Here is a 15,264-nt window from a genome sequence, read left to right as displayed (position 1 = left end):
CACAATTGTAAACGCAGTGTAAAATGTGTAAATTAGCAGATCCAATATTAAGCAAAAGAACTTCCCTTTTCCAGTTCCTGTCTGATGACGGCGGCCCGCATGGCCGTATCTCCCGCCAACCGATTCACGGTTTCACCGGTCCCCTCTACATGCTCGACCGCTTTTTCCAGTTCACCAAACATCCGACTTCCTTCGCCTAGCAGCTCCGCGCTGGCCGTGATCTCGCCCACTCCGGCCGTGGTTAAAGCTCCCGTTTCCTTCGCCAGCCGGCCGATGCTTCCGAGCAGTCCGGAAATATCCGTCGCCAGCTGCCGCGTCTGTCCTGCGAGCGACCTGACTTCAGCAGCGACGACCTGAAAGCCGCGTCCGTGCTCACCGGCATGCGCCGCCTCGATCGATGCGTTCATGGCCAGCAGATTGCTTTTATCCGCCAGCTCCGAAATGGTCCGGGTTAATGCCGAGATCGTGTCGACATCCTGGATCAGCCGGGTCACCTGCTGCTGATTCTCGTTCATCCTCTCTACCACATTGGAATAGGACTGGCTGACCTCATCCAGCTTGCTGCGTCCGTTCAGCGACCATTCCTTCATCCGGCGGCATTCCATCAGCGTGGCGTTCGCCGCCTCCGCTACCTGCTGCAGCGATTCCTCCATACCGGTGACATGCCTGAAGCTCTCCGCTACCGTCTGCCTGCGCCGCTGCTCAGCCCCCGTCTGAAGCAGGCCCGACATGATCATCAAATCCAGGACCGTCAACACGCCTGCCAGCTGCCCGTGATCCGTCAAAATAACACAGTCATAAAATTGGGATTCGGGGCGGTCCAGCGCCTGCTGGATCAGCAGTCCGGGATCGGCTCCAATGTCGGCGATCAGGGGCTGCATATCCGCAAATTTCTCTACCGGACGGCCAAAATACAGATCGGCGCCGAACCGGCCGGTCAGCTTCCGGTAAAAGGTGTCCCGCATGACCAGCCCAAACGGCTCACCCTCTTTCCCTCCGATGACCACGCAGGGAAGATCCGGCTGTTCCTTGATCAGCTCCAGAACTTCTCGGCAGCTCGTCTGGGCGTCCAGCAGCGGAACCATCCGGCAATATTCCGCCGGCGTGGGGCGATCCCCGGATTCTCCTCCCCCTTGCACGCTTGCTTCAGTATGGCCTTGTGCGGAGGCGTTACCTTCTTGAGCTGGGTTTCCATTTGCACGAATGCTTTGTTCCAGATCGGCGTACAGTGTGGACAATATGGCCCTCCCCCTCTTCGGCTCTCTAGTCTTTAGCCGCATCATACCTCCCGAGCGTTAAGAGAATATGCGGACAATGTAAATTGTATGTAAACCTATGATCAAAGAACTAGTTCCTTAGGTCTAAGGCATGCAAAAAAAGAAGCTCTCTCCTTATTCCACAGGATGAGAGCTTCTTTTTTTATTGACGACCAGCTTATAGCCGACGCCGCGGATGGAATCAATATGAACGGATTCGGGATCAAGCTCCAGCTTCTTGCGCAGGGAGCTGACATGCACATCCACCGTCCGCTGACCCCCGATGTAATCAAAGCCCCACACCGCGTTCATCAAATCATCCCGGGTCAGGACAACGCCTGGTTTGCGGGCGAGGTACAGCAGCACTTCAAATTCCTTAGGCCGCAGATTAATGCTGGTACTGCCCAGCATGACCTCGTATTTCTCCGGATAAATCTCCAGCTGTCCGAGCGTGATGGCCGAGGTTGGCGATTCCGGAACGGCCGCCGCTTCCTCTCCGGGACCGGAAACTCTGCGAAGCACGGTGCTTACACGGGCCAGCAGCTCCGAGACCCCGAACGGTTTCGTAATGTAGTCGTCGGCGCCCAGCTTAAGGCCCTGCACGACCTCTTCCTCCGCGTTTTTGGCCGTCAAAATAATCACCGGCGTCTCCATTCCCTTGCTGCGGAGTTTGCTCAAAATGTCAAATCCATTCATTCCCGGCAGCATCAAATCCAAAATAATGAGGTCGTAAGGCTCATGGGCGGCCCGCTCGTACCCGGACGTGCCGTGGTCTTCAATCGTGACATCGTAGCCTTCCTGCGTCAAGTTGTACGAAAGCAATCTGGCGAGCGTCGGCTCATCCTCGATTACCAACAATCGTTGAGTCATATTCACCGGTCCCCCTGTTTCTTGTATCAAATGAATGAATGCTGACAAGCAACATCTTATCATCTGATTGTTAACGCTGTGTAAAAGAATACATGATGTTTACCATTTTCGAAAAGATAAGCCTATTGTCTCTAACGAAAAGGGGGGATATTCCATTTCCCCTGTTTACACACCGTCCTGCTCCTGAAGCATCGGAAGCTTAACGGTAAACGTGGTGCCGATGCCGAGCTCGCTTTCCACGGAAATCGCTCCGTGATGGAGTTCAACGAGATGCTTCACGATCGAAAGCCCCAGCCCGGTTCCTCCCGAGCTCCTCGATCTTGCCTTATCCACCCGGTAAAAACGTTCGAAGATCCGCGGCAGGTCCTTCTTCGGAATGCCGATGCCGGTATCGGAAACGGCGAATACGACTTGTTCGTTCCCGTCGGCGTCCTGCTGATCGCGCACGGACAGCTCGACTCTGCCGCCATCCTGGGTATAGCTGATCGCGTTCGAGAGCAGATTGATAAAAATCTGCCGCAGCTTGTCCTCATCCGCTTCGATAAACAATTCATCCGGAATGTCCGTCTGCAGCGTGATCCGTTTTTTCCTGGCGACCGTGCCGAGCGTCTCCATCATCGTCCCAAAGAACGTGGACACGTCGACGGGAGCGTAATCCATCGGCGACTGCTTGGATTCGATTTTGGACAAATCCAATATATCGCTGATCAGACGGTTCAACCGCTCGCTTTCATCGAAAATGATCTGTAAAAACGACTTGGCCGTTTTCTCGTCATGGACGCCGCCGTTCAGCAGGGTTTCGGCAAAGCCCTTGACCGCCGCCACCGGCGTCTTGAGCTCATGGGATACATTGGCCACAAACTCGCTGCGCATATTCTCCAGCCTGCGGATCGCCGTAACGTCCTGCAGCAGAAACAGCATGCCGCTGAACTCTTTGCCGCTCTGCTCCCGGAACATCGGGACCCCGTCCATGCGGAGGATCGTTTCCTGCGGAATGTAGACCTTCCGCTCCTCGTGGATTTCGATGCGCTCGGAGATCCCTTCCTTGATCAGCTTCGTCAGTTCGTAGTACTGCTTCAGCTCATCATAAGAGCGGCCGGTAATGTGTTCGGCACTCACGCTCAGCATGTTCTCGGCGGCCGGATTCACCAGCGCGATCTTCCCTTCGGCATCCACAAGCAGAATGCCTCCGGTCATATTGTCGAGCACGCTCTGCAACAGATCCTCATTGTCCTGGATCGTTTTCAGCTGTGTCTGCAGGCTGTCGGCCATCCCGTTGATCGCGTTGCCCAGAAGGCCGATTTCGTCCTTTCTGCGCAGATCCACGCGGGCGTCGTAATCCTGCTGCGAAATACGTCTGGCCACCCGGGTGATCTTCTCCAGCGGCGACGTCATCCCGGATGCGATGCGATAGCTGATCAAGGCAGCCGCGGCAAACAGGATCACAAGGCCGATAGCCATGACCATCCAGCCGTTCCGGACGCCCTCATCGACGGATTTCAGGCTGACCGACAGCCGGATGAAGCCGTCGAAATTCGCGCCGGAAGTCACCGGCACCGCCACATACAGCATATTCTGACGAAGCGTCTCACTGTAACGGATGGCGTGTCCCACGCCTTCTTTCGAAGCCGTCACAACCTCCTCCCGTTTGCTGTGGTTGTCCATTTCCAGTGGATTGCTCTCCGAATCGCCGACCACGGTGCCATCCCTTTTAATAAAGGTCACCCGCGCTTCCGTCAGCTTGCCGAGCTTCCCGGCTTCGCCGGTATAATAGCTAACCGCATCCGCCCCCTGCATCGGTATGAAGTCAAACGTGGTGCTGAGCAGCTTTATTTCGCGGACCATATTCTCTTCAAGTCCCGTAATATGCGATTTCTTGAACACCTGGGCCATCGTGATGCCTGCCCCGAGCATAGATACGCCGATCATCACCATAAGAATCAGCGTCAATCTGATCCGAAAAGGTTTCATGGGTCCCTTCCTTTATCCTCAAGTTTCCTCTTTTTCTATTCCTAATCCTAACGTGAATCCCGCCCTTTGACCAGTGGAAAATGGACAGCCCTGTTCCGGGGCGCCTCTTCCCGGATATAATATATCTATCCAGATAGATTGAACTAAAGAAATGAAGTTAAAGTCCTCTGTTGGGCCGTTAACAGGAATTTCAATGCTTAACTTTAGGTTCAATCTATCCAGCTTCGAAAGGAGAACCGAACGTTGAACTATCATTTTTCCGCATACATGTACCGTCTGCAGTATATCCAGCGCTGGAGCCTGATGCGCAGCACCTCGCCGGAAAACGTGGCGGAGCACTCCTATCACGTCGCTCTGCTCACACATATGCTCTGCCATATCGGCAACGTCTTCTTCGGGCGCCAGCTCAACGCGGACCGTGCCGCGTCCCTCGCCTTGTTTCACGACGCGGCGGAGGTGTTCACCGGCGACATCGCCACGCCGGTGAAGCATAACAACCCGCGGCTCCTCGGAAGCTTCCGCGAGATGGAACAGATCGCCGCGGAGCGCCTCGCCGGCATGGTGCCTCCGGAGCTGCAGGCGGTTTACGGCCCCCTCCTTCATCCGGATACGGTGGATGAACAGGAGTCCGAGCTGCTGCTCTATGTCAAAGCCGCCGACCGGCTGGACGCTTACCTGAAGTGCACGCGCGAGGTTGCCGCAGGCAACCGGGAATTCGCCGCCGCCAAGGAGCAGACACTGGCGAAGATCCGCCAGATGAAGCTCGCCGAAGCGGATTATTTCCTGGAAAATATGGCGCCGAGCTTCGAAATGTCGCTGGATGAGCTGTCCGCCGACGATGAAGGCGGCCGTAATCCAGCCGACACTGCCGACGATGGAAATCACCGCGGCAGTTTGGAATGAAGCGGCCCCCTGACGCCACCACCAAAAAAGGTTGCACCCGGGTTCCTTCTTCCGGGTACAACCTTTTATTCAAGGGATGCTAGAAGTCCATCCCTATGGATACAAATTTGGGCTGCGGCTGCCAGACGTTTCAAGGCATCGCAGCCCTTTTTTAACGTTCCGCTCAGCTTAGCCGTTTACGACTTCGCCGCCGTTCACGTGGATCACCTGTCCGCTGACATAGGACGAGTCATCCGACGCCAGATAGACATAAGCCGGCGCCAGCTCTTCCGGCTGACCCGGACGCTTCATCGGCTGCGACGCGCCAAACTGGCTTACCTGCTGGGCGTCGAATGTGGACGGAATGAGCGGAGTCCAGATCGGGCCTGGAGCGACCGCGTTCACGCGGATGCCTTTCTCCACCACGTTCATGGACAGCGCGCGCGTGAAGCTGACGATTGCCCCCTTCGTCGAGGAGTAATCGATCAGCGTCGGATTGCCTTTATAGGCCGTAATGGAGGCCGTGTTGACGATCGCGCTGCCATTCTTCAGATACGGCATCGCCATCTTGGTCATAAAGAACATGCCGAAAATGTTCGTACGGAACGTCTTTTCGAGCTGCTCCTTCGTAATGTCCTCAATTTTCTGCTGCGGATGCTGCTCCGCCGCGTTGTTGATCAGGATATCCAGTCCGCCCAGCTCCTGTACCGACTGGTTGACGGCGTTTTTGCAAAAGGACTCGTCTCCGATATCGCCCGGGATCAGCAGGCATTTGCGTCCTTCCTGCTCGATCTGGCGCTTCGTTTCTTCGGCGTCCCCGTGTTCATTCAGGTATACGATCGCGATATCGGCTCCTTCTTTGGCGAAAGCTACGGCCACCGCACGGCCGATCCCGCTGTCGCCGCCGGTGATGATCGCCTTTTTGCCCTGTAGCTTACCCGCGGCTTTGTAATCCTTGGGCTCGTATTTCGGTAGAGGGTTCATTTCCGATTCCGTCCCCGGCTGATGATTCTGATGCTGAGGAGGCAAAGTCTGTTTAGATTGCGATTGCGAATTTCCTGACATCATTCATTCTCCTTTCACGGATGGGTTTCATCGGTGCACATGCCATCACATTCCGTATTAGGATGGCATATGACGGATGGATTATTCTCTACCGTTGATACTTACCACATCGCTCCCGGAGTTAAACAGTAGAACACCGCTCTCCCTTCAAGAAAAAGCAGTCCATGGATCATTTTTGTCCAAAAAAAGATGACCCCGCAAAGCGGAGTCATCTGCAAACGTTAGAACCTATTACTTAAATAATGTGGTTGTAGACCATGAAGAAAGTCATGATCAACAGGCAGATCGCCAGCAGGGCGCTGAGCGTACGGATTTTCCCCATTTCTACGGAAATATCCCTTTTTTCCTGAATGCCCTTGATCGCCAGACGGAGCGGCTTGCCCATGATTCCGCTGATTGCGCCAAGCGCCAGCAGCAGGATGACAATAATGATCATCCACGGCACGGAATAGTCGCCTTGGCTCATCAGATAGCCGCCTGTCAGCAGCTGGATTACAAGGCCTACCTGAGCAAACGTATTGAGGCTGCGGATGGCTGCCGCGCTGCCTTCCTGAGCAGGGAGTGACAAACCGGCCACTTTACCTACAACGAATGGCAGAACCAGATAGAATCCGAGAGCCAACGCTCCCAAAATATGTACAAAAAACATCACAGTGGTCATTCCATTTCCTCCCCGCGTGCTTGTGTTTCCATAACATTCATTATACTTATAAACCTTTGAAAAGAAAAGAAAACCTCCATGGTTGTCACACATTAGAGGTTTTCTTGTTCAAAGTTTGGACACGAATGGTCCCGCTTATACGTTCACTACAGCGATGACATTGCGGACCGAATCGGCCGATTGATCCAGCGCCGCTTTTTCTTCGGCCGTCAGCTCCAGCTCGAAAATTCTCTCGATGCCGCTGCCGCCTAGAATTGTCGGTACGCCTAGGAAAATGTCATGGTAGCCGTATTCGCCGTCAAGGCGCGCGATGACCGGTATAATCCGTTTCTTGTCCTTGATGATGGCTTCCGCCATTTGCACCAATGAGGCCGCCGGGGCGTAATACGCACTGCCGTTGCCGAGCAGGTTGACGATTTCGCCGCCGCCGACGCGGGTGCGCTGCACAATCTCCTGAATGCGCTCCGGCGATATCAGCGTGTCGATCGGAATACCGCCGACGCTGGAATACCGCACGAGAGGCACCATGTCGTCGCCATGGCCGCCAAGCACAAAACCGCGTACATCCTCGACGGAGACGTTCAGCTCCTGCGCGATGAACGTGCAGTAGCGGGCCGTATCAAGGACGCCGGATTGGCCGATCACGCGGTTTTTAGGGAAACCGAGTGTCTTGTAAGCGACATGCGTCATGGCGTCCACCGGATTGCTCAGGATAATCACGATCGATTCCGGCGCTACGCGTTTTACGTTGTCGCAGACCGATTTCACGATGCCTGCATTGGTGTTTACGAGGTCGTCACGGCTCATGCCCGGTTTGCGGGCAACGCCGGCCGTAATGATCACGATGTCGGAGCCAGCCGCATCATCGTAATTCGAGGTACCGATGATCTGACTGTCAAAGCCTTGAACAGGACTCGCTTCCAGCATGTCCAGCGCCTTGCCCTTGGTTGGGTTCTCCAGTTGAGGAATATCCAGCAGCACCACGTTGCCAAGTTCCTTTTGCGCGAGCATCAGCGCCGTCGTGGCACCGGTAAAACCGGCACCCACAACGGTAATCTTTTTACGAGTCAAGGCCATGATCGGATCTCTCCCCTACATGTTTTTGATAACTTCGTCAGCGAACTCGGAGCATTTAACTTCCGTCGCGCCTTCCATCAGACGGGCGAAATCGTAAGTTACCGTCTTATTGTTAATCGACGTTTCCATGCCTTTGTAGATCAGATCAGCCGCTTCCTGCCATCCCAGGTGCTCAAGCAGCATAACGCCGGACAGGATAACCGAACCCGGGTTCACGACGTCTTTGTCCGCGTATTTCGGAGCCGTTCCGTGCGTTGCTTCAAAGATTGCGTGTCCTGTCACGTAGTTGATGTTCGCTCCCGGCGCGATACCGATACCGCCGATTTGGGCAGCAAGGGCGTCGGACAGATAGTCACCGTTCAGGTTCAGGGTTGCAATCACGTCGAAGTCCGTCGGACGAGTCAGCACCTGCTGGAGAGCGATGTCGGCAATCGCATCCTTGATGATGATCTTGCCTTCGGCTTCAGCGGCTTTTTGAGCGGCATTCGCAGCGTCTACGCCATCTTTTTCCTTGATGATGTCATATTGTGCCCAAGTGAACACTTTATCGCCAAACTCCTGTTCAGCCACTTCGTAACCCCAGTTTTTGAAGGCGCCTTCGGTGAATTTCATGATGTTGCCTTTGTGAACGAGCGTCACGCTCTTACGGCCGTGCTTGATGGCGTATTCTACTGCAGCGCGAACGAGGCGCTTGGAGCCTTCGGAAGATACCGGCTTGATTCCGATACCGGAAGTTTCAGGGAAACGGATTTTGTTAACGCCCATTTCTTCCTGGAGGAATTTGATGACCTTCTTCACTTCCTCCGAGCCTTCCTTGTACTCGATACCTGCATAGATGTCTTCCGTATTCTCGCGGAAGATGACCATGTCGACCAGTTCAGGATGCTTAACCGGAGAAGGCACGCCGTTGAAGTAGCGCACAGGACGCAGGCAGACGTACAGATCGAGCTCTTGGCGCAGAGCCACGTTCAGGGAGCGGATACCGCCGCCGATCGGAGTAGTCAAAGGTCCTTTGATGGCTACAATGTACTCGCGGATAGCTTCGAGCGTATCGTTCGGCAGCCACTCCCCGTATGTATTGTAGGCTTTTTCACCGGCAAATACTTCATACCAGGCGATTTTTTTCTCGCCGTTGTAAGCCTTCTCTACAGCTGCATCCAGAACGCGCTTGGAAGCTCTCCAAATGTCGCGGCCGGTGCCGTCGCCTTCGATGAACGGAATAACTGGATTGTTCGGAACCTGCAGCTTGCCGTTCGTTATTTCAATCTTTTCACCTTCGGTAGGGAGTGCAAATTTCTCGAGTTTCATGAATAAATTCCTCCTTATAGTTTTCGTCGGGCATCAGATTTCTGCCGGGACAAGCACAAAGCCAGAGGGAACCGCCCGTGCCCGGGTTGATCGTTCACGGTGTTCCCCCTTTTTCTATTATACCTTAAGAACGCTGCTCAATCGGAACATATTTTTGATCCGTTTGGCCGACATATTCGGCACGCGGACGGATGATGCGGTTGTTTTCATATTGTTCCAGAATGTGCGCCGTCCATCCCGACACGCGGCTGATCGCAAAGATCGGCGTGAAGAGCTCCTGCTCGATGCCAAGCTGAGTATATACGGAAGCGGAGTAGAAGTCCACATTCGGCTTCAGCCCCTTCTGGCCAGTCACGATGTCCTCCACTTTGACGGACATTTCGTACAGGCTTGTATCCCCTTTCATTTCACCCAGCTCGCGGGACATCTTCTGCAGATGCTTGGCACGGGGATCCCCGTTTTTGTAAACGCGATGGCCGAAGCCCATAATTTTGTCTTTATTGTCGAGCTTCTCTTGAATGTAAGGCTCAACTTTGTCGATGCTTCCGATTTCGTTCAGCATCTTCATGACCGCTTCGTTGGCACCGCCGTGCAGTGGGCCTTTCAGTGCGCCGATCGCCGATGTAACGCCAGAGTAGATGTCCGAAAGCGTCGCCACCGTTACGCGCGCAGCAAACGTCGAAGCGTTCAGCTCATGGTCGGCATGCAGCACGAGCGCCTGGTCGAGAGCCTTCACCGAAGTCTCCTCAGGCGTTTCGCCTCTGAGCATATACAGGAAGTTTTCGGCAACCGACAAGCCTGCTTTCGGTGCGACAGGCTCCTGGCCTTTGCGGAGGCGGGCCATGGCCGCAATAATCGTAGGGAGCTGCGCCTGCAGACGGATCGCCTTGCGCTCATTGGCTTCACGGCTCATATCGTCGGCTTCCGCATCGTACAGCGCCAGGGCCGATACGGCGGAACGGAGAGCTGCCATCGTGCTCATATCTTTAGGGTACAATTTCATTTGTTCGATCAAAGCATCCGGAATTGCGGCATAGTCGCTGAGGTCCTGCTGAAGACGACTCAATTCGTCCTGATTCGGCAGTTTTCCGAACCAGAGCAGGAAAGCCACTTCTTCGAAGCTCGCGTTCGCTGCCAGGTCATCAATGTTATAACCGCGGTATGTGAGCACACCGTCGACAATCGAGCTGATGGAAGAAGCTGCGGCAACAATTCCTTCCAGACCTTTGGTAGCTGTCATCGTACATCTCTCCTTCGTATAACGGAATTTTAACAACATGCATGAACCGTGAAAACAGTTACATTTTACTGAAAAGAAAAACGTCCATCGACGCAATCCACAGCAGACAGGCCGTGCCATAATGCCGTTAACGCGGAACCGGGCGGGCTGTACTCTCCTGTTCGGATCCCGCAAAACCGTTGTCCGCTACTCTACCTGACACCAATCGCCAAGTAATGGAACCATATATTATCATAAAGTATTTTGACGTCTATGTGAACAATTACAAGGTGACAGAAAACATCAAATTGTTTTATCAGCCAAATAAACAATTTTTTATCAGGTATGCTCTTCCTTCCGCTAACGGCGGTAAATCTTAATGTTTCCGTCTTTCATCTTCCGCTCGATCCACTTCAAAATGACATAGCGGTACAAGGGCCGAGTCAGCGGAAATACCATCGTAAACCCGATCAGGTCCGTTACAAAGCCAGGAAGGACAAGCAGCATCCCTCCGATAAACACGCATAAGCCATCCACCATGCTCCGGCCGGGAACCTGGCCCGAATTCATTTTGGCCCGCGAATCCTCCAGCACCTTGCGCCCCTCAAAGCGCATCATCAGCATGCCGATTCCTGATGTGACGATGGTCAGCAGCAATGTATTGGCCGCTCCTACCCGGGTAGCCACCCATTCGAAGCCGAATATTTCGACCACCGGAACGATAATGATCAGGGCCAGCAGCCATTTTCTGAACGCGGTCATGCTTCTCCTCCTGTAATCGACTTGGACAGGGCCTTATACAGCGCAGGCGAGTGCTTGTCGAGCCTTACGGGCTGCCAGTCCCGGTTCAGCCACACATGCTGCGTCGAACCCGTGACGAGCACTTCTCCGGGCAGTTCTTCGCCGATCTGATACCCGCTGCTGGCAAACGTCGCCTGCTCCTGTTCGGATAGTCTTCGGATTTCATAGATATAGTCAATCCGCAGTTTGGTGAACCGCGTCATTCTCGTAAAAATCGTAATCATGTCGTCATAGCGCGCCGGCTGCACAAACTTCATGTCAAGCTCCGTAACGGGCAGAAACAAGCCCTCATCCTCCATACTGCGGTAAGTAATGCCCAATTCGCGGATCATTTCGGTCCGGCCGATTTCAAACCAGTTCAAATAATTCGCATGATAGACGACAGCCATCTTGTCGCTTTCCTGATAGCGTACCCGGAGTGACGTCGTAAACCAGCGGCTGAGCTGAATGCCGTTATCTTTTCCCATCCTCCACTGTTCCCTTTCTTGCTGTAATTAATGTCCTTCAATTCAGTATAACATAAGGGATGCCTGCTTCTGAAATTTGCCCGGTATCAGCAAAAAAGCCTGCCAGGAGTGAATCCTGACAGGCTTTTCTATGAAATATGATCTATCGGTAGGCTAGCGGCGGTTTGCGCCGCAGTCCTCTTATGCGTTTGGAATTTGGCTGACTTTCACCAGGTTCGTCGAACCGGATTGTCCCAGCGGAACCCCTGCAGTAATAACAACCAGATCGCCCGGTTTTACGAGACCGGACTCCAGGCCGCCCTTCAAGGAGTTCTCGAACATTTCATCCGTCGATGTAGCCGTCTTGCCTGGGACCGGCGTAACGCCCCAAGTCAGAGCCAGGCGGCGCAGCGTGCGCTCCTGCGTAGTCACTGCGATGATCGGTGCTTCCGGACGGTACTTGGATACCATGCGTGCCGTATGGCCGGATTCCGTCGAAGAAATGATCGCCTTGGCGTTCAGATCGAGTGCGGAAATCGCCACCGATTGGCTGATCGCTTCGGTAATTGTCGTTTCCTGGGCAATCCGCTGCTTCAGGAAAATTTCGCGGTAGTTCAGCGCGGATTCAGCCTTCTCGGCGATGCGGGACATCGTCAGAACGGATTCCACCGGATATTTACCGGCAGCCGTTTCCCCGGACAGCATGATTGCATCCGTGCCGTCGAAGATTGCGTTCGCTACGTCACTCGCTTCGGCGCGTGTCGGACGCGGGTTACGCTGCATGGAATCCAGCATTTGCGTCGCCGTAATGACCGGTTTGCCGGCAACATTACATTTTTCGATCATGCGCTTTTGTACCAGCGGTACTTCTTCGGCTGGAATTTCCACGCCGAGGTCACCGCGGGCAACCATCAGACCGTCGGACGCTTCCAAAATTTCATCGAGGTTGTCCACGCCTTGCTGGTTCTCGATCTTGGAAATGATCTGGATGTGCTCTGCGTTGTGCTTGGCGAGCAGCTCGCGGATTTCTTGAACGTCACTTGCTTTGCGTACGAAGGAAGCTGCGATAAAATCGATGCCCTGTTCGATCCCGAATACGATATCGTTCGCGTCTTTCTCTGTGATGCCCGGCAGAGAAATCGCCACACCCGGTACGTTCACGCCTTTTTTGCTCTTGATCGTACCGCCATTGACAATACGGCATTTAATTTCAGTGCCCTGAACTTCCACAACCGTCAGGCCGATCAATCCGTCGTCGATCAGGATCGTCGAACCCGGCTGCACATCACTAGGAAGGTCTTTGTACGTGATCGAAATCCGGTCTTTGTCGCCCAGAATTTCTTCGGTCGTCAACGTGATGTACTCATCCTGCACCAGCTCGATCGGCTCCACGGCAAGCTTGCCTGTGCGGATTTCCGGTCCTTTGGTGTCAAGCAGGATGGCAACGGTTTTGCCAAGCTCGCGGCTGGCTTCGCGGATGTTCTTGATCCGGCGGCCATGCTCCTCGAAATCGCCGTGCGAGAAGTTCAAACGGGCAACGTTCATGCCGGCCATAATCAATTTTTTGGTGTTTTCCAACGATTCACTGGAAGGACCGATGGTACATACGATTTTTGTTTTACGCATTTGGGTTTCCTCCGTTTTATTCTTTTAAGTCTCTCTACCCTACATATCTTTATCCAAAGATTAAATTTACTACAAAACGAAAGTTTTGTATAGGAAGTTTGAAAGTTTGTCATAATACATCATTGCCCAGATCGAACTAATCTATCACACCGACATGCGAAGATTGTTCATAGGCAAACTTGCCGATCTTGCGGAACTTCTGATACCGGTCTTCCTTCAACGCATTGCTGTCCAGTCCCGACAGTTCGCCCAGATGGCGTACCAGGCTGTCCTTAATGGCAGCAGCCGTCGCTTCGTAGTCCCGGTGCGCTCCGCCTTTCGGTTCCGGCACGATCTCTTCGATCACTTCGAATTCAAGCAGGTCTTTGGCCGTAATCTTCATGGCCTCGGCCGCCTGATCCGCTTTGGACGCATCCTTCCAGAGGATCGAAGCCGCTCCGTTCGGCGAAATCGCCGAATAGATCGCATGCTCCAGCATCAGCACACGGTTGCCGACGGCCATCGCAAGAGCACCGCCGCTTCCACCTTCGCCGATGACCACACAAATAACAGGAACACCCAGCGCGGCCATCTCCCGTAAATTGCGGGCGATTGCCTCGGATTGTCCCCTCTCTTCTGCTGTATTACCCGGATACGCACCTTTTGTATCAATAAAAGTGATAATCGGGCGTTTAAATTTGTCCGCTTGATGCATCAGCCGCAGCGCTTTGCGGAAGCCTTCCGGATGCGCGCTGCCGAAGAAACGGGCAATGTTGTCCTTCGTATCCTTCCCGCGCTGTTGGCCGATCACAGTGACCGGACTCCCGTTCAGCTTGGCCAGCCCGCCAATGACCGCGAGGTCATCACCAAATAGACGGTCCCCGTGCAGCTCGATGAAATCGCTGAAAATCAGCTGGATCAAATCGAGCGAAGTGGGACGCTGATGATGCCGGGCCAAATGCATTTTCTGGGCGGCCGTAATATTTGAATACACCTCTTCTTCCAACTGGGCGTATCTTTCTTCCAATCTCGCAATCTCGTCGCTAAAATCAATACCCTTGTCCGCTCCGAACTGCTTCAGCTCATTGATCTTCTGCCGCATTTCCACAAGGGGCTTTTCAAAAGGCAATTCTCCTGCCACTTAATATCCCCCTTTCACGGTATGCATCTCGATCAGCTTGTACAGCATTTGGCGCAGCTCTTTCCGGTGGACGACCAAATCCAGCTGTCCGTGCGCCAAATTGAACTCCGCCGTCTGGAAATCATCCGGGAGCTTCTGGCGGATGGTCTGCTCGATAACGATCCGTCCGGCAAAGCCGAACACAGCCCCCGGCTCCGCGATGTTAATGTCGCCGAGCGTGGCAAAGCTGGCCGAAACCCCGCCTGTCGTCGGATCGGTAATGACCGAAATGTAAAGGCCGCCTTTTTCGTTAAAACGAGACAAAGCAGCGCTTGTCTTCGCCATTTGCATCAAACTCAGAATACTTTCCTGCATACGCGCTCCGCCGGAGGTCGAGAAAATAATGAGCGGGAGATCCCTTTCGGTCGCAATTTCGATCGCCCGGGTAATTTTCTCGCCGACGACCGAACCCATGCTTCCCGTAAAGAAATCGAAGCTCATGACGGCGACGACAACCGGAAGTCCTTCAATGGTGCCTTGTCCGGTAATAACCGCTTCGCGCAGACCCGACTTGAGCGCCTGCTGCTCCAGCTTGTTGGCATATCCCGGAAATTGGAGCGGATCGACCGATACCATACCGCTGTCGAACTCTTCAAATCCTGCATCATCCAGCGTCATTTGGATCCGTTCCAACGCATTCAGACGCATGTGGTGTCCGCAGTTGGGACAAACCTTCAGATTTTTCTCCAGCTCTTTGCTGTATTGAATGCTGCCGCATTTCGGACATTTATTCATCAAGCCTTCGGGAATTTCCCGGCGCGGTCTTTCTTCACCCGGCTCGCTGCCTCTTCCTACACGTTCTGAAGGAATGGTCGCGTATTTTCTTTTTTTCTGGAACAAGTCTTTAAACACAACTACACCTCTCAGCCGTTAATTTGCCCAGCCGCTCTTCACTCTGCCTCTATAAACGTCACTTTGTTTCC

At 53.8% G+C, this 15,264-nt stretch carries 14 protein-coding genes; 1 reads left to right on the top strand and 13 read right to left on the bottom strand.

All coding sequences use genetic code 11. From position 1 onward, the window contains the following. Positions 1-47 precede the first annotated feature (47 nt). The 3 genes from C7820_RS18505 to pnpS all read right to left on the bottom strand — a co-directional run bounded on the left by C7820_RS18505 (position 48) and on the right by pnpS (position 4,097). The gene (locus C7820_RS18505) at positions 48-1,238 is read right to left on the bottom strand and encodes a methyl-accepting chemotaxis protein (protein ID WP_181909111.1); all 1,191 of its coding nucleotides are present in this window, start codon (positions 1,236-1,238) and stop codon (positions 48-50) included. Between the two features lie 153 nt (positions 1,239-1,391). Beyond that, positions 1,392-2,126: a response regulator transcription factor gene (locus C7820_RS18500; RefSeq protein WP_076170458.1), complete on the bottom strand. Its 735-nt coding sequence runs from the start codon at positions 2,124-2,126 to the stop codon at positions 1,392-1,394. 165 nt (positions 2,127-2,291) lie between these two features. Continuing rightward, on the bottom strand, positions 2,292-4,097 hold the full coding sequence (gene pnpS / locus C7820_RS18495; protein ID WP_116232269.1) for a two-component system histidine kinase PnpS: 1,806 nt from the start codon (positions 4,095-4,097) through the stop codon (positions 2,292-2,294). A 243-nt stretch (positions 4,098-4,340) separates the two neighbouring features. Here pnpS and yfbR point away from each other — a divergent pair, with 243 nt between their 5' ends. Then, the gene (gene yfbR, locus C7820_RS18490; protein ID WP_116232268.1) at positions 4,341-5,000 is read left to right on the top strand and encodes a 5'-deoxynucleotidase; all 660 of its coding nucleotides are present in this window, start codon (positions 4,341-4,343) and stop codon (positions 4,998-5,000) included. A 168-nt stretch (positions 5,001-5,168) separates the two neighbouring features. Here the strand turns inward: yfbR and C7820_RS18485 are convergent, their stop codons facing one another. The 10 genes from C7820_RS18485 to accD form a co-directional block, all read right to left on the bottom strand. Further along, a complete protein-coding gene (locus C7820_RS18485; protein WP_076170461.1) occupies positions 5,169-6,044 on the bottom strand; it encodes an SDR family oxidoreductase in 876 nt (291 codons plus the stop codon). 235 nt (positions 6,045-6,279) lie between these two features. Beyond that, a complete protein-coding gene (locus C7820_RS18480) occupies positions 6,280-6,705 on the bottom strand; it encodes a hypothetical protein (RefSeq protein WP_076170462.1) in 426 nt (141 codons plus the stop codon). 135 nt (positions 6,706-6,840) lie between these two features. Then, the gene (mdh, locus tag C7820_RS18475; protein ID WP_116232267.1) at positions 6,841-7,782 is read right to left on the bottom strand and encodes a malate dehydrogenase; all 942 of its coding nucleotides are present in this window, start codon (positions 7,780-7,782) and stop codon (positions 6,841-6,843) included. A gap of 15 nt (positions 7,783-7,797) precedes the next feature. After that, entirely contained in the window at positions 7,798-9,090 is a 1,293-nt protein-coding gene (gene icd, locus C7820_RS18470; protein ID WP_076170464.1) for an NADP-dependent isocitrate dehydrogenase, read from the bottom strand. 124 nt (positions 9,091-9,214) lie between these two features. Next, complete coding sequence (gene citZ / locus C7820_RS18465; protein WP_089545820.1) at positions 9,215-10,330, bottom strand: citrate synthase; 1,116 nt, start codon at positions 10,328-10,330, stop codon at positions 9,215-9,217. A gap of 339 nt (positions 10,331-10,669) precedes the next feature. Next, positions 10,670-11,071 carry an FxsA family protein gene (locus C7820_RS18460; RefSeq protein WP_076170466.1) on the bottom strand — a complete coding sequence of 134 codons (402 nt, stop codon included), beginning with the start codon at positions 11,069-11,071 and terminating at the stop codon, positions 10,670-10,672. Then, positions 11,068-11,577 carry an acyl-CoA thioesterase gene (locus C7820_RS18455; RefSeq protein ID WP_116232266.1) on the bottom strand — a complete coding sequence of 170 codons (510 nt, stop codon included), beginning with the start codon at positions 11,575-11,577 and terminating at the stop codon, positions 11,068-11,070. The genes C7820_RS18460 and C7820_RS18455 overlap by 4 nt, the downstream gene beginning before the upstream one ends. A 180-nt stretch (positions 11,578-11,757) precedes the next feature. Next, positions 11,758-13,182: a pyruvate kinase gene (gene pyk, locus C7820_RS18450; RefSeq protein ID WP_116232265.1), complete on the bottom strand. Its 1,425-nt coding sequence runs from the start codon at positions 13,180-13,182 to the stop codon at positions 11,758-11,760. A gap of 136 nt (positions 13,183-13,318) precedes the next feature. Beyond that, positions 13,319-14,302, bottom strand: a complete 984-nt coding sequence (locus C7820_RS18445; protein ID WP_116232264.1) for an acetyl-CoA carboxylase carboxyltransferase subunit alpha — start codon at positions 14,300-14,302, stop codon at positions 13,319-13,321. Then, positions 14,303-15,193, bottom strand: a complete 891-nt coding sequence (gene accD / locus C7820_RS18440) for an acetyl-CoA carboxylase, carboxyltransferase subunit beta (RefSeq protein ID WP_116232263.1) — start codon at positions 15,191-15,193, stop codon at positions 14,303-14,305. It lies immediately after the preceding gene. Positions 15,194-15,264: the final 71 nt, after the last annotated feature.

Source organism: Paenibacillus sp. VMFN-D1 (genome assembly GCF_003386155.1).
GTDB classification, from domain to species: Bacteria; Bacillota; Bacilli; order Paenibacillales; family Paenibacillaceae; genus Paenibacillus_AQ; species Paenibacillus_AQ favisporus.
The sequence above is the reverse complement of the archived record's forward strand: the minus strand, read 5'-3'. Positions and strand labels throughout refer to the sequence as shown.